A 22,070-nucleotide genomic window follows, 5' to 3' on the forward strand; every position below is an offset into this window, starting at 1 on the left:
GGCGCCGGACGCTCCGGCGGACGGCGGGGCTCCTCCCGCGGCGGACGGCGTCCTTCGGCGGGTGGACCGCCTCTTTCAGGCCGGCGGCGAGGGCCTTCGGGCGGGCGCCCGCCCGGGCGGCGGGGCGAGCAGGGCGAGCAGCCCCCGGACGGCGGCGTCGAAGGGGGCGGCCGAACCGGACGCGCGGGCCAGTACGTAACCCCCCTGGACCGTCGCCACGACCGTCGCCGCGATCTCGTCCGGCACCGTGTCCGGCCCGAACTCGCCCGCGTCCACGCCCTCCTGGACGATTTCGGCGATCCTGCCCCGGAGCCATCCGAGGGTCTCGTCGACCGGGGCGCGCAGCCGGGCGTCGGCCATGACGTCCGGGTCCGTCGTCAGCCGCCCCACCGGGCAGCCGCGCAGCACCTCACGCTCCCGCGTCAGATACGCCTCGATCCGCCCGTAGGCGGTACCGGGACCGGTCAGCGCCTGGTCCGCGGCCTCCCGCAGCAGCGCCGCCGTACGGACGATGGCGGCGAGCGCCAGCTCCTGCTTGCCCTGGAAGTGGTGGTACATGCTGCCCTGGCCGGCCCCAGCCAGCCGCTGGATCGCCTTCGGGCTGGTGCCCACGTAGCCGCGTTCCCACAGAAGATCCCGCGTGGCCTCGATCAGCCGGTCCGGAGTGCTCATGACACCACTGTACATACCAGTAGGTACAGAAGTCGCGGGCGGCTCCGCACGCCGGGGAGCGGTGTCCGGAGCCGCTCCGCTCCCGGAACGGCGGAAGTGGCGCGGCCGGCCGTGCGACGCGCCGGCCCCCGACGGGGCCGACGCGTGCGGAACGCGTGCCGGGACCGGACCCGTGCTGCCGGGGCCGGTCCCGTGAGGGGTCAGCCGACCACGGCCGACCGGGCCCGTGTCCGGGCCGGCTCCGGCGTGACGCCGGCTCCCGGGCCGAACGGCCCGTCGGTCGTCGATCCGTAGACCGGGAGGGGCGGCAGGGCGGTGGCGAAGGAGGGCGCCGCCAGGGTGAACCAGACGACTTTCCCCGCGCCGTCGCCCGGCCGTACACCCCAGCTCTCGCTGACGGCCGCGATCATCGCCAGCCCGCGGCCGGAGGTCGCGGACGGGTCGGCGTCGCGCACGGCCGGCATCCGGGAATCGCGGTCGTGGACGGAGACCGTCAGACGGTCGAGCAGCAATTCGACCTCGACGGTGCATGACTTGTCCGGCTGTGCGTGCCGGTGGACATTGGTCAGCAGTTCGGTCACGCCGAGCGCCGCATGGTCGACCAGAGGATCGAGATGCCAGTAGCGCAGTTGCGCCGAGATGATTCTGCGGACCTGACCGATCCGCGACGGCAGGGCCTGGAGCTCCACCGCGCAGTGCCTGCTTGGCTCGCTGATCACGGCTGCGACTCCCCGAAATAGGTCCGGAAGAAGACGAAGGGGGGCGGGATCCAGCAGATGGCTGACTGCTGTTTCCGGCCGGGTCATGCGTGGTCCGCCCCGAAAGGCCCGGCGGAGGCGGCTCGCGCTGTCACCGCCGGTGCACGATCAGTGACGTACGACCAGCGTGACTCAGGGGGTTGGGCTCCGCAACTCGCGGTGCCCGTACGGAACCGGTGTGTCGGCGCCGCCGCCCTGCAGAGCCTTCAGGAACCTGCGGACCGGCGCGGCACCGCCCGGCCTGCGGCTGCGCTGGCCCATCGTCAGCCGGTAACGCACCCCGTTGAGCCGCGCGACCGCCGAATCGGCTGCCAGGAACCAGTGCTTGCGCACGGTCACCGCGCTCAGCGGGGCACTGTCGATCTCACGGCCGTAACTGGTCAGCAGAACCAGCCTGCCGTCCTTCACGATGACCTGGCCCGCCCTGGTCAGGGAGCGGAACCACCGCTGGATCCTGACATCCGTCGCGTAGAACTCTGTTTCGGCCACGGCGACTTCGCCCCCCTACTCAGGCTTCTGCTGAGAAGTCTGCCCCCATTCGGGCGTCCACGCCAGACCGCAGTGGGCCCCGATGTGCCCGCCCGGCCCAAGCCGGGCCTATGGACAGTCAAAGTAAACGTTTATGCAGGTGGGGGGAATAGTCTGGGACCAGGGCGACACGTCCCGAGGAGCGAGGAGACCGCCGATGGAGACCGGGCACGACGGACACGACGGCAGGGTCATGGCGACCGTCGACACCGACCGCAGCGACCCCGGCTACCGGGCCTGGCTCAAGGAGGCCGTGCGCAAGGTCCAGGCGGACGCCAACCGCTCCGCCGACACCCACCTCCTGCGCTTCCCGCTGCCCGAGCGGTGGAACATCGACCTCTACCTCAAGGACGAGTCGACCCACCCCACCGGGAGCCTCAAGCACCGGCTGGCCCGTTCGCTGTTCCTCTACGGCCTGTGCAACGGCTGGATCCGCAGGGGCAAACCGGTCATCGAGGCGTCCAGCGGCTCCACAGCCGTCTCCGAGGCGTACTTCGCGAAGCTGATCGGCGTGCCGTTCATCGCCGTCATGCCGCGCACCACCAGCCCCGAGAAGTGCAGGCTGATCGAATTCCACGGCGGCCGGTGCCACTTCGTCGACGACGCCCGGCGCATCTACGAGGAGTCCGCCGCCCTCGCCGCCGAGACCGGCGGCCACTACATGGACCAGTTCACCTACGCCGAACGCGCCACCGACTGGCGCGGGAACAACAACATCGCCGAGTCGATCTACCAGCAACTGCGGCTGGAGCGGTATCCGGAACCCACCTGGATCGTCGCCACGGCCGGCACCGGCGGCACCTCCGCGACCATCGGCCGCTACGTCCGCTACATGCAGCACGACACCCTGATCTGCGTACCCGACCCGGAGAACTCCTGCTTCTTCGACGGCTGGACCCACCACGACCCCCGGGCCACCAGCGACTGCGGATCCCGCATCGAGGGCATCGGCAGACCCCGGATGGAGCCGAGCTTCGTCCCCGGGGCCATCGACCGCATGATGAAGGTCCCCGACGCCGCGTCCGTCGCCGCCGTACGCGTCCTGGAGCGGGCCATCGGCCGCAGGGCGGGGGGATCGACCGGCACCGGGCTGTGGAGCGCGTTCAAGCTGGTCGCCGAGATGGTCGGACAGGGCGCCACCGGCAGTGTCGTCTCACTGATCTGCGACCCGGGCGACCGCTACCTCGACAAGTACTACTCCGACGACTGGCTGGCCGGACAGGGCCTGGACATCCGCCCCTACACCGCCACCGCCGAGCGGTTCCTGGCCACCGGCACCTGGACCGACTGACGCGGGGACCCCGCACCGACGGGCCCCGCCCCTCAGCCGTCCAGCAGCGTGTCCAGCACCCGGCCGAAGACCCGCCGCCCGGCAGCCGCCAGCAGCGGATCGGCACCCCGGGGCAACAGCCGCACCCGCAGCTCCTCGACCCAGATCACATGGGAGCCCGCACCCGTCGGCCGTACGTCGATCGACGCCCGGCCCCGCACCGGCGACCCGCGTTTGACCAGCTCGCACACCCCGGCCCGGCCGACGGCCGGCGGAGTCCAGCGCACCACCTCCATCGGATCGTCGAACCCCAGCGGACCGAGGCCCGTACGTGCCACCAGGACCGTGCCCACCCCGCCGGGCGGACGGGTCGGCACACCGACCGAGGTGAAGGGGACGGCGTCGCCGTGCCGCTCCCAGTCGGTCACCCGGCGCCAGGCCTCGGCGGCGGGGAGGGGGGTGAAACGCTCGATCCGGAAGACGGCCATACCGCGATCCTAGGACGTCCGGGGCCCGCGGGCCGCTGAGCGGAACGCGCGCGGCCCGGTCAGTCCTTCCTCCGGTGCTCCTGACCGCCCGCCACCACCAGGCCCGGAAGGTGCTCCTCCATCTCCTGCCGGACACCGTCCGAGAGACCCGCGTCCGTGACGAAGGCGTCGACCTCCTCCAGGGCCGCGAACGAACTCAGCCCCACCGTGCCCCACTTGGTGTGGTCGGCGACCACCACGACCCGGCGGGCCGCCTGCACCAGCCGGCGGTTGGTCTCGGCCTCCGCGAGGTTGGGGGTGGAGAGTCCGGCCTCCACGGAGATGCCGTGCACCCCGAGGAAGAGCACGTCGAAGTGGAGCGAGTCGATCGCACGGTCCGCGACGGGCCCCACGAGCGAGTCCGACGGCGTACGGACCCCACCGGTCAGCACGACCGTGGCCGCCCCCGCCCGCCCGCTGCCCGCCGAAGGCCGCTGGGCGTCGTGGAACACATCGGCGACCCGCACCGAGTTCGTGACCACCGTCAGCCCGGGCACCTCCAGCAGGTGCCTGGCCAGCGCGAACGTGGTGGTGCCGCCCGACAGGGCGATCGCGCTGCCGGGCGCCGCCATCGCCGCGGCCACCCGTGCGATGTCCTCCTTGGCGCTGAGCTCCAGCGTCGACTTGGCCTCGAAACCGGGCTCGTGGGCACTCGCCTCGGCCACCGGGACGGCCCCGCCGTGCACCTTCTCGACCGCACCCTGCCGGGCCAGCGCGTCCAGATCCCGGCGGATGGTCATGTCGGAGACGCTCAGTCTGCGGGTCAGCTCGTTGACCCGGACACCGCCGCGCTTGCGCACCTCGTCGAGGATGAGCGCGCGCCGCTGCTCCGCGAGCAGATTGTGGTTCTCGCTCAACGCCGGGTCCGGTCCTTCCACTCGAGTCCGCACCGTCCGGCAGCCGTCCCGCCGGATCCCCCATCCTCCCACGCACCCCCGGCGGCCACGCCACCGGGGAGATTCGGTGACGACGGGTGCCGCGGACGCCTTCCGTCCGGGACAGTGGTGACGGTACGTCAGTGCGAAGTCGCGCACGGCGTCCTCGTCCCCCTTTCCTCCCCGCCGGCCCGGCCGTGTACGGGCCAGAGAGTGAGCTCCGGAAGTGACGTGTGAACACCAGGCCCCGCCCGACGGCGGGGCAGCACTGGAACTGCTCGTCCACGGCGTCGGCGGAACCACCCCGCAGGAGATGCTCGGCGACCCCCGCACCACCAGGATCACCGGGGACGCCACCGCCGCCGTCTACCGGCGCACCGAGGACGTCGGCGCGGAACAGGACCCCGGACGCCACCGGGACGGGCCCGTCGCCGAGGCGTACTGCTGGTCCAACCTCACCTCCGGCAACGCCTCCCGGGCCCTGTGGCTGCTGCTGCTCCCCTTCATGGTGGTCAACCTCGCCCACTGGATGCGGCCCACCGCCCGCTCCGCCGGCAACGCGGTCCGCCTGTACGGGGCGGTGGTGCGCCTGATAGCACTCAGCCTCACCGTGCTGCTCACCGCCGCCGCCTGCGAGGTCGCCCTCGACCTGGCGGCCTGGCAGTGCGCCGGCGCGGCCGAGTGCGTCGCGCGCCACTCCTGGCTCGGATTCCTCTCACCGGAGCAGGGCGGCTGGTGGTCCCAGCCGGGCCGCCGGCTCGCCCTCGCCACCCTCGTCCCCACCGCCCTCGTCACCCTGCTCTGGTACCTGTCCAACCGCACCTGGAGCGCCTACGAGTCGCAGCGGCCCCTGGACAGCGAGACGCCCGACGACGACCCGGCGCCCGCGGCCGGCCACGCCCCGCCGCCGCCCGCCGTCCGGCCCGCGCTCGGCCGCCCCGGGTTCTGGTACGGCCGCAGGCTGGTGGCCCGGCTGCGGGCCGCCCACACCGCCGCCGGCCTCCTCACCGTCGCCGCGGCGGTCTGGGGAGCGGCCGCCCGGTACGACGGGACCACCGGCAGCGCCGTACCCGCCCTGTACGGCCGGCTGCTCGGGGCGGCCCTCGTCCTGTGCGGGACCACCGTCGTCACGGTGGTCTGCCGCCGGGGCCGCAGCGAACGGCGCCTGGACAACCGCGTCGACCGCGCGGTCACCACCTTCCTGCCGCCCGCCGCGCTCGTCCTGCTGCTCGCCGCCGTCGTCCACGCCGCCTGGTCACGCCCCGGCTGGACGTCCACCGGCTCCTCCCTCCCCGGTGAGGCGCTGTTCGCCGCCCTCACCCTCGGCCAGGGCATCCTCGTCGTCGTGCTCGCCGCCGTCGCGCTCGGCCTGTACACCCGCGCCCCCGAAGCCCGTACCACCCTGAGAGGACTCGGCGGGCCCGCCGTGGCCATGCTCGCCTGCGCGCTGGGCGGGGTGATGACGGGCGGCGTGGCCCAGCGGGTCGCCGACTGGCTCGACGGCCCCGGCACCCCCGGCATGGGCGACGGCCCGTGGATCGAGGGCCCGCCGGTACTCCTCAGCTGGCAGGCGGCCGTCATCCCCGTCCTGCTGCTCCTGCTCCTGGCCCCCCTCACCTGGCTCGTCGTCCGTACCGTGCGGCGCGTCCGGAGGATGGAACCCGCCATCGAGGCCGAGTACGGCGCGGAGCGCCCCGACGCCGCCCGCACCCGGCAGATCGCCCGCGTCCGCGCCGCCGCCGCACTCACCGACTCCGCACCGCGCATCGTCGGGCTGGTCTCCGGGGCCACCCTGTTCCTCGGCGCCGGGGCCCTCGTGGGCGCCTGGACGGCGGGCGAGGTGCCCGGACTCGCCGTGCACGGGGCCGGGCCCTTCGTCGAATCGCTCGCCGACGCCGCCCAGGCGACGGGATCCTGGATGATCGGCTTCGGCTTCATACTGTTCGTCACCTGGGGGCGCCGGGCCTACCGCGACGTCTCCGCACGCCGCACCATAGGGATCCTCTGGGACGTCGGCACCTTCTGGCCCCGCGCCGCCCATCCCTTCGCCCCGCCGTGCTACGCCGAGCGGGCCGTCCCCGACCTGTCGTCCCGGATGTGCGCCTGGACCGGGCAGACCGGCGGACGGCTCGTCATCTCCGGCCACTCCCAGGGCAGCGTGCTGGCGGCGGCCGCCGTGTGGCAGCTCCCCGACACGGCACGGCACCAGGTGGCGCTGCTCACCTACGGCTCACCGATCGAGCGGCTGTACGGCCGCTGGTTCCCCGCCTACTTCGGGCCCGCACCGCTCGCCGGACTGCACCGGTCCGTGCACTGCTGGCGCAACCTGTGGCGCGCGACCGACCCGATCGGCGGCCCCGTCCGGATCGAGGAGGCCGACGGCCGGCCGGAGGTGGACCGGGGACCGCTCAAGGACCCGCTGGTCTACGGCCGCACCCTCGAACACCCGCTGCCCGAGCCGGTCCTCGGGCACTCCGACTACCAGGCCGACCCGGTCTTCGCGGTGGAGCGGGCCGCACTGCTGGAACGGCTCGGCCCCGTCCTGCCCCGGCAGGCCGCCGGGAAGGCTCAGGGCAGCACGGGGAGGTCCTCCGGGTAGAGCAGGGTGAGATCGTCCGTACTGGGCTGCGCCAGCTGCGCGACCCGGCCCGCGTGGCGCTCGACCATCGACTCGAACGTCTGCCGTGCGGTACGGCCGTTGCCGAAGGCGGGCCCCTTGGGCAGCGCCGTGAAGTAGGTGAGCAGCGCTGCCCCCGTCCCGTCCGCCAGACGGTACTCGTGCTCCTCGGCCTGCTGCTCGACGATCCGCAGCAGCTCCTCGGGCAGGTAGTCGCTGAAGGTGATGGTGCGCGAGAAACGGGACGCCACACCCGGGTTGACGGTGAGGAAGCGCTCCATCTCGTGGGTGTACCCGGCCACGATCACCACGACCGCGTCCCGGTGGTCCTCCATCAGCTTCACCAGGGTGTCGATGGCCTCCCGGCCGAAGTCCCGCCCCGAGTCCTCCGGTGACAGGGCGTACGCCTCGTCGACGAAGAGGACACCGCCGCGCGCCCGGTCGAACGCCTCCTGGGTCCGGATGGCGGTGGAACCGATGTGCTCACCGACCAGGTCGACCCGGGACACCTCCACCAGATGGCCGTGCTCCAGCACTCCGAGGGAGGCGAGGATCTCGCCGTACAGCCGGGCGACGGTCGTCTTGCCCGTGCCGGGGGAGCCGGTGAAGACGAGGTGCCGGCGCACCGACGCCGCCTTCAGGCCGGCCAGCCGGCGTTGCCGTCCGACCTCGATCATGTCCGTCAGCGCCCGCACCTCGCGTTTGACGCTGTCCAGGCCCACCAGCGCGTCCAGCTCGCCCAGGACGTCACCCGCCTCGCGCCGGGGCCCGTCGTGCGCCTGCGCGGGAAGAGCGGCGACGGGCGCGGAGGGGGCGGGGGAGGGCTCCGTGGTCCGCGGCCCGGGAAGCGTGCCGAGCAGCCCCGGCGAAGACCGGTCCGGGGCGGCCGGGACGGACACCGGCGGAGCGGGCGCCAGGGGCGTGGCGCGGGTCCGCAGCCCGCTCTCGTCACTCGTGCAGTCCTCGACCACCGGGCCGCCGGAACGGCCCTCGCCGTGCGGGGCGAAACCGTCGGCGAACTCGTACCCCCCGCGCGCGCAGCGCTCGGTGCGGCAGCGGCTGAGGGTGGAGCGGCAGCCGTCCATCACGTGGAAGCCGTATCCCTCGCTGCCGGTGACACGGCAGCCGCGGAAGGTGCCGCGGCCCTCGGCGGAGACGTAGAAACCGGCCTCGGCGGGCGAGGTGACCGTGCAGCGCTCGATCGTCGGGTCGGCGCCCTTGGTGACGATGACACCGGTCTGCACCGTGTCGATGGTGCAGTTGTTCAGGGTGCCGCCGCTGCCGTGGTCGCGGAACCAGGCACCCGTGGAAGCCTCCCGGATACGGCAGTCGTCGAGCTGGGCGGTCGCCCCGTCGCTCACCGAGACGGCCGTGTTGCGGATCTGCGAGAGGTCGCTGTCCACCACATCGGCGCGGGAGCCGCGGTCGAGGACGAACAGGGCGTCGGGGACGTCGTGGACCCGGCAGGCGTCGAGGACGACCGCGGCACCGTCGCTGACCCAGACCGCGGGGTAGTCGCCGGTGCTGTCGTGGATCTCGCACTGGTTGGCGTCGACCCGTGTGCCGGGGTCCCAGACCGAGAGGCCGTTGCGGCCGAACCGGCGCACGGCCGACCGGGTCAGGGTGAGCACCGACCGCGACCGCAGGTCGATGGCGTTCTCCGGGATGTCGTGGATGTCGCAGTCGGCGAGGGTGAGCACGGCGTCGGTGTCCAGTGTCACGCCGTCCGCGGAGGTCCGGTGGACCGTGCACTCGGAGAGGTGGGCCGCCCCTCGGCCGGTGACCTGCACCCCGCTCCCCTTGATCTCGTAGATCTCGCAGCCCACCGCCTCCAGCACACTGCCCTCGCCCGTCACGCTCAGACCGGCCCCCGACGCGTGGTGGACGCGGCAGCGGTCGAACCGGGGGCGGGCGCCGTCGCGTACGGAGACACCGGACTGCCCCGCCGAGACGATCTCGCACTCTTCGAACAGGCCCCCGGAGCCGTCGAGCACGGCGATGCCGACCCCGGCCGGATTGTCCACGCCGCAGCGGCGCACGGTGGGCCGCGCACCGCCCCGCACCTCGACGCCCACGGCCGACCTGGTCACGATGCGCAGGTCCGAGAGCTCCGGCGTCCCCTCCTCGACGAGCAGGGCCGGAGCCGCCGAGTCCTGGCCCTCCACATGGATGTCGCGGATCACGGCGGCGGCACGGACGGTCAGCGGCACACCGTCCACCGGCGCGATCCGCACCGAGCCGACGGACCCCTCGGGGCCGCGCAGGGTCACCGCCCGGTGGACGACCAGATTCTCCCGGTAGGTGCCCGGGGCGACCGTCAGGACGTCACCGTCGGCCGCCGCCTCCAGAGCCGCGGAGAGGGAGGCGTACTCGCCCGTGCGGCGCCGCCATCGCGATGTGCCGGTGTGCGTCACCTGGACCGTGCCCTGTGCCATGGTGCTGCTGTGCCCCCACCTCGTGCCGTGTGCGCTGCCTCGTGCCTGTCCGTACGCCGTACGGCTGCCGGCCGGCGCCTGTCGGAGCCGGTACCGGGTCAGCCTGCCGGGGAAGTCGGGCGGGCCGGACCACCGTAGCGCGCGTGGCGGCCACGGGGCGCCGGGTCCACCGCCCCGCCCCCCTTCTCCCGGTACGGGGCGGAGCGCACCGGCCCGTACGCTGCGCCCCCGGCGTCAGCTGCCCGCGCCCGTTCTGCCCCAGTCGGGGCCCGTTCTCGCCCAGGCGCGGTCGATCCGTGCGTACCGGCGCCGCGTCATGCCCCGCAGGACCACCCTGCGGGCCGCCTCCACCGCACCGGTGGTGAGCAGGGCCGCCCCCACACCCGCCAGTACGGCGTGGGTGCGCGCGGCCGTCGCGTCCATGGGCCGCGGCGCGGGACCGCCCCGGTCGTCCGTCCATATCCGGATCCGGGTGCCGGGGACGGCGCTGTCCGCGGGCGCCGGCACCGTGCCCGTACGCGCCGTGCCGTCCGGGGCCCTCCACTCGGCCACCACGGAGGTGCGGGTGCCGCCCTCGGCCACGGCGCCCTCGGAAAGGCCGTCGAAGGAGGACGCCCCGCCCGGTGACTCCCGCACCACGACGGCCGTCGCGCGGTGCCGCTGCGCGTGCTGCGCGCGCACCGTCTCCCGCAGCGCCTCGCCGGTGCGCGAGGCGCACAGGTGGCCGAGCAGAGGGGCCGCCACCAGCATCAGCAGCAGGGCGGTCAGGGCCAGCCAGGCCTCATGACGGTCCGTCGGCCGGCACAGAGGATTGTGCCGCCACCGCCGGATGCCCGCGACCGCCCTCAACGCCACACCCCCTCCGTCCCCCGCACCCCTTGCTCCTTGAGCCCCTGCTCCTCCGTATCCGCACGGGGGACCGGGGCCGCAGGGGGCCGGGGACCTCCTACGGTCAACGGCCGGAACGCCCCGGGGAGTTCCCGGATGCCGGAGGCGTCAGTCGAGGACCCGGACCGGGTCCCCGACCCTGATGACCCCGGTCGCGTCGGGGATGAGGTTCTGGCCGAAGAGCAGATGGGCGCCCGACCGGCGGTGGCGGGCGAGTGTACGCAGCGGCTCCTTCCCGCGCTCCGCGGTCCGCTGGTCGGTCGTCGTCACCACGCAGCGCCCGCACGGCTTGGCCACCCGGAAGGGGACGTCCCCGATCGCGACGCGCTTCCAGTCGTCCTCCGCCCACGGCGCCGTGCCGTCCACCACCACGTTCGGCCGGAAGCGGTCCATCGGCAGCGGGCCCTCCTCCGGGTGGTCCCCCTGTGCCACGAGGCCGTTGAGCGCGTCCAGGGAGGCGGACGAGGTGAGCAGCAGCGGAAAGCCGTCGGCGAGCGAGACGGTCTCGCCGGGCCGGGCGTACTCGGGGTCGATGAGCCGGCGGTGCGAGGGCTCGTCGAGATGGACGAGCCGGATCTCCGTACCGAGCAGTGCGCTGAACCAGGCGTGCGCCGCCGGGTCCGCCTCCACCACCTCGACGGTCCTGCGGAAGAGATCGGCGGGGACCGTCGCGGACGGCGCGGGGACCTTCACCGCCAGCGGCTCACACCCCGGCGCGGACACCAGCACCCCGCCGTCCGGCAGGGCTTCGGCACGGACCAGGGCCACCCGGGGCTCCTGTCGCTGGGTGACGGCCTTCCCCGACCCGTCGACCAGCATCCACCGGCGATCGCCCCGGAGCCCCCAGAGATCGACGACCGCCTCGTCCACCGCGACCGCGGTCAGCGACTTCACCGGGTGGATACGGAGGGCTGTGAGAACCGGGATGACCATGACCGCAATTCTGCCAGCCGCCACCGGCGCCCGGTGCCGAACCGGCCGGACGGTCCGCTCGCACTCCGTTCACCGGGCCCGCCGCCTCCGCGCGCCGGTCAGTATCCCCGGTTCTGGTAGGGGCGGTTGTACGGGTCCTCGTACGGCGCCTGGGACGGCGCGGGCGCCGGGGCGGGCCGGGGCGACATCGGCCGCATCGCCTCGTACCCGGCGGCAGGCCGCTGCTGGTACTGCGGTGGCGGCGGCGGTTGCTGCTGGTAGCCGCGCGGGGCGGCGGGCTGCTGCGGGATGTACGGGGTCGGCGCGGGCTGCAGCTGTGCGGGCTGCATCATCGGCGCCGGCTGCGTCCCCGCGTTCTGGTACTGCGGCTGCCCCGTCTGCTGCGGATAGCCGTAGGACCCGGAGGGCTGCGGTGACGGTGCCGCCGGCAGGGCCGGGAGCGCCGAAGGCAGAGCCGGCAGGTAGCTGTTGCCGGTGTCGTAGGCGGCAGGAACTCGGATCGGTGCGATCTGAGGGGTGCCCCGCTCGGCGACCAGGGAGTCGTAGATCGGGGTCTCGGGGAACGACGGCGCGGTGTGGTAACCGCCACCGTAGGTGGAGCGGGGGGAGGTCATGGCCATAAGTTAAGCCCACGATGTGCCGATTGGGGAGCCCCAATCCTGGGGACATCCGTTTTATGTTGGTTCCGGCTCCCTGACCTGGCAAAAGATCGTCAGGACCCGTCGCGGGCGGCGGACCTTTTCCGGTGGGGCGGGGCTGACGGGAAGTGGCGGACGGGCTACAAAGGGCGACCGGAAGGTCTTTTCGGCATCGCACGGGCTTTGATTCCGCCGGAGCGGTCTCCGTGTTCTTCCGTGAACTCCCGGAGAACCGGGCCCACTCCTTCATGATCCGGCCGTGGCCGATGCCCCGTCCGTGACCGGTGCGATGCACCGGGAAAGGGAATCGGGCGCCTTTTCCGCGACGCGTTTTCCCCCGCGGCGCGGACCGGGCCGCCGGCGGACAAGTGCCCCGGGGCCGGGGGCGGGCGGCGCGGTGATGAACCTCCGGGGCGCGGCCCGAGCGAGGCTTTTCGCGCCCGGAAGCCGGACGTGCCGCGGTCGCCGCCCTGCCCGGCGGCCGGCGGAGGGTGCCGGCCGTGCGGGGCGCCCGGGGGCCGCCCGGCCCCGTAGCGTGGCCGGGCCGGGCCGGGCCGAGCGCCACCGCGAAGTCCCGGCTGTGCCGGGCCCGTTCGCGGTGCGTGAGGCGCTGCGTGACGAGCCGGCCGGAACGGTCCGGACCACTGGCCGGGGGGAACCGGTGACGGCGCCTGCCCCGGGCGCGGAGGCACGCACCGCCGCGCCCGGCACCGTCGGCGCACGTGGAGCCCCGGTGCGCGGCGGCTTCGCCGGTGCCACCGCCGCGCGCCGTCCGCTCCGCGGAACCACCGGGCCCGGCGCGCTCGCCGGGCTCCGGCCCTGCCTCCGGTCACCGGCCCGGCGGAGGCCGTCGCCCGGTCCGGCCGGGACGCGCGGCCCGGCAGAGGCCGTCCCGCTCCAAAGGCCGCGCCGGCCCTGCGCGGACGGGAGGTGCGGGCCGGCCCGCACCGGTCCCTCCGGAAGGCGGTCCGACCCCTCCGGCGGGCGTGGCCCGGGAGGCGGGACCGGAGACCCGGACCGGGCGGTGCGCCGGCGGGATACGGAGCCGGGGGCGGGACACACACGCCCCCGTTCCCCGGTACGAGCGAACCCCGCCCGGAAAGCGCGCGCGAGTGTGCCGTGATCGTGTAAAAGGCCGGTGCGTAAGGGCTGCCGGCGGATCACCGTCTCCCGTACGCCGGGGTGTGGGCGCGGGGGGATCCGGGGGAATAGGTTGGCCCGAAACTCTCCGGGCAGCCGGACTCGCGTATGGGGGCGAGCATGACCATGCAAAAGGGAACCAATGTCGCGGTGCCGGCCCGGAGCGTACGGGTCGAATTGGGGTGGCGCAGCTCGCCCGGGGCGCCGGACGTCGACGCCTCGGCGCTCCTTCTCGTCTCCGGAAAGGTGCGCGACGACGCCGACTTCGTCTTCTACAACCAGCCGGAGCACCGTTCGGGGGCGGTCCGCCACGAGGGCAAAAGGACCGGCTCCGGCGGTGTCACGGACACTCTCGTGGTCGACTTCGGCCGTATGGAAGGGTCCGTAGACCGCGTCGTCGTCGCGGCGTCGGCGGACGGCGGCACCTTCGGCCGGGTGACCGGCCTCTACGTACGCGTCCTGGACCAGGCCGGCGGAGCGGAGATCGCACGCTTCGAGAGTGCCGACGCCACCGTGGAGACCGCCTTCATCCTGGGCGAGCTCTACCTGCGTCAGGGCGCCTGGAAGTTCCGCGCGGTGGGACAGGGCTACGACACCGGACTGGAGGGCCTGGCAACGGACTTCGGGATCTCCGTCGACGAACCGCAGCGGTCCGCCCCGCCCCGGCCGGCCCCCTCCGCCCCGCAGCCGCGGGTGGCCCCCCGGCCCGCCCCGGCCGCCTCCGCCCCTCAGCCCCCGGCGCCGCCCGCGCCGCCCGCCCGGCCGGTGCGGCTCACCAAGGTCACGCTGACCAAGGAAGCCCCCTCCGTCTCGCTGACGAAGCAGGGCGGCACCACGGGCACGCTGCGCGTGAACCTCAACTGGGAGGTGCGCAAGCAGTTCAAGGGCTGGGGAGCCAAGCTGGGCAGGGCCGTCGCCGTGCACGCCGACCTCGACCTCGACCTCTGCGCGCTCTACGAACTCACCGACGGGCGCAAGGGAGTCGTCCAGGCCCTGGGGAACGCCTTCGGCGCCCTCGACCGGCCGCCGTACATCCATCTCGACGGCGACGACCGCACGGGCGCCGTCTCCACCGGCGAGAACCTCACCGTCAACCTCGACCACAGGGAACGGCTGCGCCGCGTCCTGATCTTCGTCACCATCTACGAGGGCGCCCGCAGCTTCGCCGACCTCCACGCCACCGTCACCCTCCAGCCGCAGAACGGCGCCGCGATCGACTTCTCCCTCGACGAGTGCACGGTGCCCTCCACGGTGTGCGCCCTCGCCCTGATCACCAATAACGGCACCGGGGAACTCATGGTGCAGCGCGAGGCCCGCTACCTCGTACCCCAGCGAGGGGTGAGCCCCCAGCGGACCATCGACGCCGCCTACGGCTGGGGCATGAACTGGACGCCCGGCCGCAAGTGATCACCGGCTCCGCCGGCCCTCACTGTTCGGGCGCGGCCTCGGGCCGGGCGTACGTACGCCCCTTCCAGGCCGCGCCCCGCCCGCGGCGGTGCTGCACCGCCGAGTCGATCGTCATCAGGAGGTAGAGGACCGCGGTGAACGGCAGCAGCGGCGCGAGCCACAGCGACTGCCGGTAGTAGCCGAGGACCGGCATGTACGTGCCCGCCATCACGGCCCACGCGGCGCCGCCCGCCCACGCCGCCGCCGGATCACCCCTCACCAGCCCCGCCACCAGCGCGACGGGCGGGACGGCGTAGACCAGCAGCAGGCCCGCCACCGTCGCGGCGAGCAACGGCGGGCTGTGCCGGAGCTGGGCGTACGCACTCCGGGACACCATCCGCCACAGGTCGGCCAGCCCCGGATAGGGCCGCACGCTGTCCACCCGGTCCGCGAGCCCCAGCCAGATCCGCCCGCCGGAGCGCTGCACGGCGCGGGCCAGCGACACGTCGTCGATCACCGCCTGCCGGATGGACTCGGGAATCCGGGCCCGCTCGGCCGCACGGGTACGGAGCAGGACGCAGCCGCCCGCCGCCGCGGCCGTCCGCGCGCCCTTCCGGTTCACCCACCGGAAGGGGTAGAGCTGACCGAAGAAGTAGACGAAGGCCGGCACGACGAGCCGTTCCCAGGCACTCGCCACCCGCAGCCGCGCCATCTGGGAGACCAGGTCGAGGCCCTCGCCGTCCGGACCGCCGGCGCCGGCCGCCCGGACCAGCTCGCGCAGACTGTCCGGCTCGTGCGCGATGTCCGCGTCCGTCAGCAGCAGGAACTCCGGATTCCGCCGCCGTGCCGCCGCGATCCCGTGCCGCAGCGCCCAGAGCTTGCCGGTCCAGCCCGGTTCGGGTTCGCCCGGGACCACCACCGTCAGCGGCAGCCCCCCGCACCGGTCGGACAGGGCCCGTGCCAGCTCGCCCGTCCCGTCGTCGCTGCAGTCGTCGGCCAGGAAGACCTCCGCGGCCCCGGGATAGTCCTGGGCCAGCAGGGACGGCAGGCTCACCGGCAGCATCGCGGCCTCGTTCCTCGCGGGCACCACCACGGCCACCGAGGGCCAGCGCACGGGCTCGGGGCGGTCGGGCAGCCGCTGGTCGGTGCGCCAGAAGAACCCCTGGCCCAGCAGCAGCCACACCCACGCGGACAACGACACGACGGCGATCCAGGCAACGGCGCTCACCCGCCGCAGTCTGCACCACATCGAGGGCCGGGTCAGGACCGTCGACTATGGTGACCGGGTGAAGATCGCACTCATGGACTCGGGAATCGGCCTGCTCGCGGCCGCGGCCGCGGTACGCAAGCTGCGGCCCGACGCCGATCTGGTGCTGTCCTCGGACCCCGGGTCGATGCCCTGGGGGCCACGCACCCCGGAGGGGGTCGCCGAGTGCGCGCTCGCCGTGGCCCGGGTCGCCGCCGCCCACCGCCCCGACGCGCTGATCGTCGCCTGCAACACCGCCTCCGTCCACGCGCTGCCCGCGCTGCGCGACGAACTGGAGCCCGGCATCCCGGTCATCGGCACGGTGCCCGCGATCAAGCCGGCCGCGTCCGGCGGCGGACCGGTGGCCATCTGGGCGACCCCGGCGACCACCGGCAGCCCCTACCAGCGCGGGCTGATCAGCACCTTCGCCCAGGGCGTCCAGGTGACCGAGGTCCCGTGCCCCGGGCTCGCCGACGCCGTGGAGAACGCGGACGGGACGGGGATCGACCGCGCCGTCGCCGCCGCCGCCGCGCTGACCCCGCCCGGTGTGAGCGCCGTCGTCCTCGGCTGCACCCATTACGAGCTGGTGGCGGACCGCATCAGCGCCGCCGTCCGGCAGCCCGGCCGCCCGGCGCCCGTCCTGTACGGCTCCGCGGAGGCGGTCGCCGCCCAGGCGCTGCGCCGTACCGGCGCCGTGCCCGCCCCGTCGGCCGGACCCTCCGGCACCCTCACCGTGCTGCTCGGCGGACACGTCGCCGAACTGCCCGTCGCCGCACTGGCCTATCCGCAGGGCCTTCTTCTGGGAGCCGTCAGCCCGGCCCTCTGACCGGGCACGGGCGCCGCCCCCGGCCGCCCGGGACCTGCCCGGAGCGGGGAACGTGGGTACGCTGCCTCGCATGACGGACCACCCCGGCAATGCGCGGCACGGTTCGAGCCGGACCCCGGCCGCCGTCTGGACGGGCCGCGCCACCAACCGCTTCCAGTGGCTGCTCGCGGTCGCGGGCGCCGGATGCCTGGCCCTCGGCGTCAAACTCGCGGTCGACTCGGCCTGGAGCTCCGGCATCGCCCCGCTGCTGATGTCCGTCATCGGCTGCCTGGCCGCCGGACTCCTGATCCTCTTCGGGACGCTCGCCTTCGTCCATGTCGCCGTCCGCGTCGACGGCGACGCGCTCGAGGTGCGCTGCGGCCACATCGGACTGCCCCGCCGCCGCATCCTGCTGACCCAGGTGGTCGGCGCGGACTTCGTCCCGCGGGTCACCCCGCGCCAGTGGGGCGGCTGGGGCTACCGCTGGCGTCCCGAACAGGGCACCGCCGTCGTGGTGCGCCGGGGTGAGGCACTGGTGCTGAGCCTGGGCGACGGGCGTACGTTCACCGTCACCGTCGACGACGCGGAGGCGGCGGTGCGCTTCATCCGCGACCGCCTGCACCTGTCGGCCGCCGGACCGCGGGCCGGCACCCCTACCGGGTCCTGAGCTCCGCACGGACCCCGGCTCCCCGTCCGGCCCGGCTCCCCGTCCGGCCCGGCTCCCCGTCCGGCCCTGCCCCCCGTCCTGCCCTGCCCCCCGTCCGGCCCCGCTTCCCCGCAGGCCCCGGCCCCGCCGTTCCGCACGCCGCCGCCCCGCCGCCCCCGCCCGCACTGCGGCGCACTGCGGCGCACTGCGGCGCACTGCGGCGCACCGTACAATCCGCCAGGTGAGCGCCACCGTCACCACCGCCGAACCGCAGGCCGCCCCCGCGACCCCGCGCAGGAAGCCGTGGCCGCGGCTCGTCCGCCCGGCCGCCGCCGTCCTCTCGGGTGTGCTGCTGTACCTGAGCTTCCCGCCCCGCCCCCTGTGGTGGCTGGTGCTGCCGGGCTTCGCGCTGCTGGGCTGGGTCCTGTCCGCACGCGGACCGCGCGCCGCCCTGGGCCTCGGGCTCCTCGCGGGCCTCGGGTTCATGCTGCCGCTGCTGCACTGGACGGGTGAGGAGGTCGGCCCCGTCCCGTGGCTCGCGCTCGCGCTGGCCGAGGCCCTCTTCATCGCCGTCGGGTGCGTGGGCATCGCGGCCGTCTCCAGGCTCCCGTACCAGCCGTTCTGGGCGGCGGCCGTATGGACGCTGGACGAGGCCGTTCGGGCCCGGGTGCCCTTCGGCGGCTTCCCCTGGGGCAAGATCGCCTTCGGCCAGGCCGACAGCCCGTTCCTCCCGCTCGCCGCGCTCGGCGGCACCCCGCTGCTCACCTTCGCCGTGGTCCTGTGCGGCTTCGGACTCCTCGAAGCCGCACGGCAGGTCCACCGCCACCGCACCACCCGCGCCGTGCCCCGGGCCGCCGTGGCCGCGGCGGCCACCACCGTCGCCGTACCCGCGCTCGCCGCGCTCGCCGCCCTGCCGCTGGTCGACGCCTCGGCCGAGGACGGCACCGCCACCGTCGCCGCGATCCAGGGCAACGTGCCGCGGCTGGGCCTCGACTTCAACTCCCAGCGCCGGGCGGTCCTGGACAACCACGCCAAGCGCACCGAACAGCTCGCCGAGGACGTGAAGGCGGGGAGGGAACCGCAGCCCGACCTCGTGCTGTGGCCGGAGAACTCCTCCGACCTCGACCCCTACCGCAACCCCGACGCCCGCGAGGTGATCGACAAGGCCGTCAGGGCCATCGGCGCGCCCACCGTCATCGGCGCCGTGCTGTCCCCCGACACGGGCGCGCTGCGCAACACCCTGATCCAGTGGGACCCGCAGGACGGCCCCGTCGACACGTACGACAAGCGGCACATCCAGCCGTTCGGCGAGTACATGCCCATGCGGTCCTTCGTGCGGATCTTCAGCAAGGACGTCGACCGGGTCCAGCGGGACTTCGGCCCCGGCACGGAGGTCGGTGTGTTCGACCTCGCGGGGACCAGGGTCGCCCTGGTGACCTGCTACGAGGCCGCGTTCGACGACGCGGTGCGCGACACGGTGAAGCACGGGGGCCAGTTCATCGCGGTCCCCAGCAACAACGCCACCTTCGGACGCAGCGAGATGACCTACCAGCAGCTCGCGATGTCCCAGGTGCGGGCGGTGGAACACGGGCGGTCCGTGGTCGTCCCCGTCACCAGCGGGGTCAGCGCGGTGATCCGGCCGGACGGCACGATCGTGGAGAAGACCGGGATGTTCACCCCGGACGCCCTGGTCGACCAGGTACCGCTGCGGTCCTCGCTCACTCCGGCGACCCGGCTGGGCCCCCTGCCCGAAGGCGTCGTCGCACTCGTGGCCGTGGCCGGGCTCGGCTGGGTCACGGTCCGCGCCGTACGCGCCCGGCGGGACCGCGGGGCGCGGCCCCAGGACGTGCCGGCGGCCACGTAGGGTCGTGGGTATGTCCACTCCCGACTTCATCCGCGAGATCCGTGCCACCGCCGGCCATCAGCTGCTTCTGCTTCCGGGTGTCTCCGCCGTCGTCTTCGACGACGCGGGCAGGGTCCTGCTCGGCCGGCGCGCCGACACCGGCGCATGGTCGGTCGTCGGCGGTATCCCGGAGCCCGGGGAGGAGCCCGCGGCGACCGCGGAGCGCGAGGTGTACGAGGAGACGGCGGTGCGCTGTGTCGCGGAGCGGGTGGTCCTCACCCAGGCGCTGAAGCCGGTCCAGTACCCCAACGGCGACCGCTGCCAGTACCTCGACATCACCTTCCGCTGCCGGGCGACCGGTGGTGAGGCGAGGGTCAACGACGACGAGTCGCTGGAGGTGGGCTGGTTCTCCGTCGACGCGCTGCCGCCCCTGAGCGAGTTCGCGCTGTTCCGGATCAAGCAGTCCCTCGCCGACGGACCGGCCTGGTTCGCGCCGGGCACCGCGGCCACCGGGGCCTGACGGCCCCGGTGGCGCGTCCCCGTGGCGGACGTTCCCGTGCTCACGCGGCCTTGAAGCGCCGCAGGCGCAGCGAGTTGCCGACCACGAACACGGAGGAGAAGGCCATGGCCGCTCCGGCGATCATCGGGTTGAGCAGCCCCGCCGCCGCCAGGGGCAGCGCGGCGACGTTGTAGGCGAAGGCCCAGAACAGGTTCGAACGGATGGTGGCGAGCGTGCGGCGGGAGAGCCGGATGGCGTCGGCCGCCGCGTTGAGGTCACCGCGGACGAGCGTGAGGTCACCGGCCTCGATCGCCGCGTCGGTGCCGGTCCCCATGGCGAGCCCCAGATCGGCCTGGGCGAGCGCGGCGGCGTCGTTGACGCCGTCACCGACCATGGCGACGCTGCGGCCCTCGGCCTGGAGCTTCCTGACGACGTCCACCTTGTCCTCGGGCATGACCTCGGCGATCACCTCGTCGATACCGACCTCGGCGGCGACGTTCCGGGCGACGGCCTCGTTGTCGCCGGTCAGGAGGATCGGGGTGAGGCCGAGGGCGCGCAGCCGACGGACCGCCTCCGGGCTGGTCCCCTTGACCGCGTCGGCGACCTCCAGCACGGCACGGGCCTCCCCGTCCCAGGCCACCGCGATCGCGGTACGGCCGGCGGCCTCGGCGTCCCGCCGGGCGCGCGCCAGGTCCGCGGGCAGCTCCATGGACCATTCCCGCAGCAGCTTCTCGCGGCCGACGAGGACGGCGTGGCCCTCGACGACGCCCTGCACACCGAGACCGGGGACGTTGGCGAAGTCCTCCGGTACGGGCAGGGAACCGCCCGTACGCTCCACGGCGCCGGTGGCGACGGCCTGGGCGATCGGGTGCTCGGAGGCGTGCTCCAGCGCGCCCGCCAGGCGCAGCACCTCGTCCTCGGTGGCGGTGGCAGTGGTGTGGACGGCGAGGAGGGTCATCCTGCCGGTGGTCACCGTGCCGGTCTTGTCCAGCACGATGGTGTCGACGCCGCGGGTGGTCTCCAGCACCTCGGGCCCCTTGATCAGGATGCCGAGCTGCGCGCCGCGTCCGGTACCGACCATGAGGGCGGTCGGGGTGGCCAGCCCGAGGGCGCACGGGCAGGCGATGATCAGTACGGCCACGGCGGCGGTGAACGCGGCGGTCACGCCCGAGCCGTTGCCCAGCCAGAAGCCGAGGGTGGCCAGGGCCAGACCGATGACGACCGGTACGAACACGGCGGAGATCCGGTCGGCGAGCCGCTGGGCCGCGGCCTTGCCGTTCTGCGCGTCCTCCACCAGCCGGGCCATCCGGGCCAGCTGGGTGTCCGCGCCGATCCGGGTGGCCTCGACGACCAGCCGGCCGCCGGCGTTCAGCGTGGCACCGGTGACCCCGTCGCCCGCGCCGACCTCGACCGGCACCGACTCGCCCGTCAGCATGGAGGCGTCGACGGCCGACGAGCCCTCCACCACGGTCCCGTCGGTGGCTATCTTCTCGCCGGGGCGGACCACGAAGCGGTCGCCCACGCGCAGGTCCCCGGTGGGCACCCGCTGCTCGCGGCCCTCCCGGAGCACGGTGACCTCCTTGGCGCCCAGCTCCAGCAGCGCCTTCAGGGCGGCGCCCGCCTTGCGCTTGGAGCGCGCCTCGAAGTAGCGGCCGGCCAGGATGAACGCGGTGACGCCGGCCGCCGCCTCCAGGTAGATGTTCCCCGCGCCGTCACCGCGGGCGATGGTGAACTCGAAGGGGTGCGTCATGCCGGGCGTGCCGGCGGTGCCGAGGAACAGCGCCCACAGCGACCACAGGAACGCCGCCGAGGTCCCCACCGAGATCAGGGTGTCCATGGTGGCCGCGCCGTGCCGCGCGTTGGTGAAGGCGGCCCGGTGGAAGGGCCACGCGGCGTACGTCACGACCGGGGCCGTCAGCGTCAGGCTCAGCCACTGCCAGTACTCGATCTGCAGCGCCGGGACCATGGCCATCGCGATCACCGGCACGGTGAGGACCACCGCGGTGACCAGCCGCAGACGCAGGGGCCGCAGCTCCTCGTCCCCGGTGTCCTCCTGGCCGGCCCGTCCGTCGCCGGTGTCCGCCGTACGCGGCGGGGCGGGCCGGTGCGCGGTGTAGCCGGTGGCCTCGACCGTCGCGATCAGGTCGGCCACCGAGACGTCCTCGGCGAAGGTGACCTTCGCCTTCTCCGTCGCGTAGTTCACGGTGGCCTCGACGCCGTCCATGCGGTTGAGCTTCTTCTCGATACGAGCCGCGCACGAGGCGCAGGTCATCCCGCCGATGGCGAGTTCTACCGCGTCCGTGCCGACGGTCGGCGTCGGTGTGCCCATGAGGTGCTCCTCGTGTCCGCTGTGCGGAGGTCCAG

At 74.1% G+C, this 22,070-nt stretch carries 18 protein-coding genes; 7 read left to right on the plus strand and 11 right to left on the minus strand.

All coding sequences use genetic code 11. The features are described from left to right. Nucleotides 1-75 precede the first annotated feature (75 nt). From CP967_RS31685 to CP967_RS31695, 3 genes are all read right to left on the minus strand, one after another. A complete protein-coding gene (locus tag CP967_RS31685; protein WP_150491251.1) occupies nucleotides 76-687 on the minus strand; it encodes a TetR/AcrR family transcriptional regulator in 612 nt (203 codons plus the stop codon). Nucleotides 688-872: 185 nt separating this feature from the next. Beyond that, nucleotides 873-1,391: an ATP-binding protein gene (locus CP967_RS31690; protein WP_190175041.1), complete on the minus strand. Its 519-nt coding sequence runs from the start codon at nucleotides 1,389-1,391 to the stop codon at nucleotides 873-875. A 171-nt stretch (nucleotides 1,392-1,562) separates the two neighbouring features. After that, nucleotides 1,563-1,919 (minus strand): hypothetical protein, encoded by a 357-nt coding sequence (locus tag CP967_RS31695; protein ID WP_150491252.1) that lies wholly within the window; start codon nucleotides 1,917-1,919, stop codon nucleotides 1,563-1,565. Between the two features lie 196 nt (nucleotides 1,920-2,115). On the opposite strand from CP967_RS31695, the gene cds1 reads away from it, so the two are divergent. Beyond that, a complete protein-coding gene (cds1, locus tag CP967_RS31700; protein WP_150491253.1) occupies nucleotides 2,116-3,249 on the plus strand; it encodes an L-cysteine desulfhydrase Cds1 in 1,134 nt (377 codons plus the stop codon). 32 nt (nucleotides 3,250-3,281) lie between these two features. Here cds1 and CP967_RS31705 read toward each other — a convergent pair whose 3' ends face one another. Together CP967_RS31705 and CP967_RS31710 are read right to left on the minus strand one after the other, a co-directional pair. Further along, complete coding sequence (locus CP967_RS31705; RefSeq protein WP_150491254.1) at nucleotides 3,282-3,716, minus strand: SRPBCC family protein; 435 nt, start codon at nucleotides 3,714-3,716, stop codon at nucleotides 3,282-3,284. A gap of 59 nt (nucleotides 3,717-3,775) precedes the next feature. Then, a complete protein-coding gene (locus CP967_RS31710; protein ID WP_150491255.1) occupies nucleotides 3,776-4,612 on the minus strand; it encodes a DeoR/GlpR family DNA-binding transcription regulator in 837 nt (278 codons plus the stop codon). A gap of 331 nt (nucleotides 4,613-4,943) precedes the next feature. Here CP967_RS31710 and CP967_RS31715 point away from each other — a divergent pair, with 331 nt between their 5' ends. Continuing rightward, on the plus strand, nucleotides 4,944-7,229 hold the full coding sequence (locus tag CP967_RS31715) for a hypothetical protein (protein ID WP_229888303.1): 2,286 nt from the start codon (nucleotides 4,944-4,946) through the stop codon (nucleotides 7,227-7,229). On the opposite strand, the gene CP967_RS31720 is transcribed toward CP967_RS31715, so the two are convergent. The 4 genes from CP967_RS31720 to CP967_RS31735 all read right to left on the minus strand — a co-directional run bounded on the left by CP967_RS31720 (nucleotide 7,199) and on the right by CP967_RS31735 (nucleotide 12,117). After that, a complete protein-coding gene (locus tag CP967_RS31720; RefSeq protein ID WP_150491257.1) occupies nucleotides 7,199-9,682 on the minus strand; it encodes a right-handed parallel beta-helix repeat-containing protein in 2,484 nt (827 codons plus the stop codon). The genes CP967_RS31715 and CP967_RS31720 overlap by 31 nt on opposite strands. Nucleotides 9,683-9,916: 234 nt before the next feature. Further along, nucleotides 9,917-10,537, minus strand: coding sequence for an Rv1733c family protein (locus CP967_RS31725; protein WP_150491258.1), 621 nt, complete (start codon nucleotides 10,535-10,537; stop codon nucleotides 9,917-9,919). A 141-nt stretch (nucleotides 10,538-10,678) separates the two neighbouring features. Beyond that, nucleotides 10,679-11,503, minus strand: coding sequence for an MOSC domain-containing protein (locus CP967_RS31730; RefSeq protein WP_150491259.1), 825 nt, complete (start codon nucleotides 11,501-11,503; stop codon nucleotides 10,679-10,681). Between the two features lie 98 nt (nucleotides 11,504-11,601). Next, nucleotides 11,602-12,117 (minus strand): DUF6643 family protein, encoded by a 516-nt coding sequence (locus tag CP967_RS31735; RefSeq protein ID WP_150491260.1) that lies wholly within the window; start codon nucleotides 12,115-12,117, stop codon nucleotides 11,602-11,604. A gap of 1,272 nt (nucleotides 12,118-13,389) precedes the next feature. On the opposite strand from CP967_RS31735, the gene CP967_RS31740 reads away from it, so the two are divergent. Next, nucleotides 13,390-14,688: a TerD family protein gene (locus CP967_RS31740; RefSeq protein WP_150491261.1), complete on the plus strand. Its 1,299-nt coding sequence runs from the start codon at nucleotides 13,390-13,392 to the stop codon at nucleotides 14,686-14,688. A 19-nt stretch (nucleotides 14,689-14,707) separates the two neighbouring features. Here the strand turns inward: CP967_RS31740 and CP967_RS31745 are convergent, their stop codons facing one another. Continuing rightward, nucleotides 14,708-15,895: a glycosyltransferase gene (locus CP967_RS31745; RefSeq protein ID WP_150491262.1), complete on the minus strand. Its 1,188-nt coding sequence runs from the start codon at nucleotides 15,893-15,895 to the stop codon at nucleotides 14,708-14,710. Nucleotides 15,896-15,953: 58 nt separating this feature from the next. Here CP967_RS31745 and CP967_RS31750 point away from each other — a divergent pair, with 58 nt between their 5' ends. The 4 genes from CP967_RS31750 to CP967_RS31765 all read left to right on the plus strand — a co-directional run bounded on the left by CP967_RS31750 (nucleotide 15,954) and on the right by CP967_RS31765 (nucleotide 19,727). Further along, on the plus strand, nucleotides 15,954-16,739 hold the full coding sequence (locus tag CP967_RS31750) for a glutamate racemase (protein ID WP_150491263.1): 786 nt from the start codon (nucleotides 15,954-15,956) through the stop codon (nucleotides 16,737-16,739). A 70-nt stretch (nucleotides 16,740-16,809) separates the two neighbouring features. Further along, nucleotides 16,810-17,385 (plus strand): hypothetical protein, encoded by a 576-nt coding sequence (locus tag CP967_RS31755; protein ID WP_150491264.1) that lies wholly within the window; start codon nucleotides 16,810-16,812, stop codon nucleotides 17,383-17,385. A gap of 220 nt (nucleotides 17,386-17,605) precedes the next feature. Further along, a complete protein-coding gene (lnt, locus tag CP967_RS31760; protein ID WP_150491265.1) occupies nucleotides 17,606-19,228 on the plus strand; it encodes an apolipoprotein N-acyltransferase in 1,623 nt (540 codons plus the stop codon). Between the two features lie 10 nt (nucleotides 19,229-19,238). Continuing rightward, entirely contained in the window at nucleotides 19,239-19,727 is a 489-nt protein-coding gene (locus tag CP967_RS31765; RefSeq protein ID WP_150491266.1) for an NUDIX hydrolase, read from the plus strand. Between the two features lie 40 nt (nucleotides 19,728-19,767). Here the strand turns inward: CP967_RS31765 and CP967_RS31770 are convergent, their stop codons facing one another. Beyond that, nucleotides 19,768-22,035: a heavy metal translocating P-type ATPase gene (locus tag CP967_RS31770; RefSeq protein ID WP_150491267.1), complete on the minus strand. Its 2,268-nt coding sequence runs from the start codon at nucleotides 22,033-22,035 to the stop codon at nucleotides 19,768-19,770. Between the last annotated feature and the right edge of the window lie 35 nt (nucleotides 22,036-22,070).

The sequence above is a fragment of the Streptomyces nitrosporeus genome, from assembly GCF_008704555.1.
Lineage (GTDB): Bacteria > Actinomycetota > Actinomycetes > Streptomycetales > Streptomycetaceae > Streptomyces > Streptomyces nitrosporeus.